The sequence below is a fragment of the Pseudoalteromonas sp. S1727 genome (assembly GCF_005886375.1).
Taxonomy (GTDB): domain Bacteria; phylum Pseudomonadota; class Gammaproteobacteria; order Enterobacterales; family Alteromonadaceae; genus Pseudoalteromonas; species Pseudoalteromonas haloplanktis.
In genome coordinates, this window is sequence record NZ_PNDT01000070.1 from 1 (window position 1) to 783 (window position 783).

1 protein-coding gene is annotated in these 783 nt (G+C 46.1%); it reads right to left on the reverse strand.

Annotated features, from left to right (window positions below):
* Positions 1-16: 16 nt before the first annotated feature.
* Positions 17-706, reverse strand: coding sequence for a tRNA-uridine aminocarboxypropyltransferase (locus CWB85_RS15175; protein ID WP_138555348.1), 690 nt, complete (start codon positions 704-706; stop codon positions 17-19).
* Positions 707-783: the final 77 nt, after the last annotated feature.

Sequence of the window (783 nt, forward strand, 5' to 3'; positions counted from 1 at the left end):
CTGGGTAAACCCGCACCTACGCAGGTCTGCCTTTGTTGCGTTTACCCAATAAATACGCATCGCGGAATTTCATAAAATGTTGCTCGAGTTTAGTTGCAGCATCAGCCTCACCAGCTAACGCTAACACCATAATTGCCACTTCCGCGGTGCCAAGTTGATGGGCATGCGGCGCTATACGCAGGCGATAATCAGACAGCTTCTCAGCGGTGATCGACAGCACAGGTAAATTATCAAGATACGGGCTTTTGCGGATCATTTTTTTCGCTTCACGCCATGTGCCATCTAAAAAGATAAACAATGGGCGTTTATTTGGCAGGCGCTCTACATCTGTAATAACACGCGTGGCATCTTCAACATCCGTGGCAGGAAAAATCACCATAGGCTGATACTGCGGATCGTTCAATAACGCTAACAGCTTTGCATCAGGCTCGGTTCTGTCCCAGCGAAAAGCGTAATTGTCAGGGACTATTTCAGCAATCAAACGACCGGTATTAGAAGGTTTAAAGCTTTCATTATGATACATCAGCATGCAAACAGCGGCATTGCACTGCGCCTGCTCTACGCCGTCACAAATGCAATAATGCTTTGCAATTAAGCATTGCTCACAACGATCCATTTTGCCGCCACGGGCATTAAACTCACGGCGAGATTCACTAATTTGCTGGGCACGCAAGACAAGTACTGAATTAGAAGAGCGGTTAGTCACAAACTTTAATACCTAAAAATTGATCGGCGCGTATTGTAGCCAAAAACAGCGGGAATAGATATCAGCTATCAGCTATC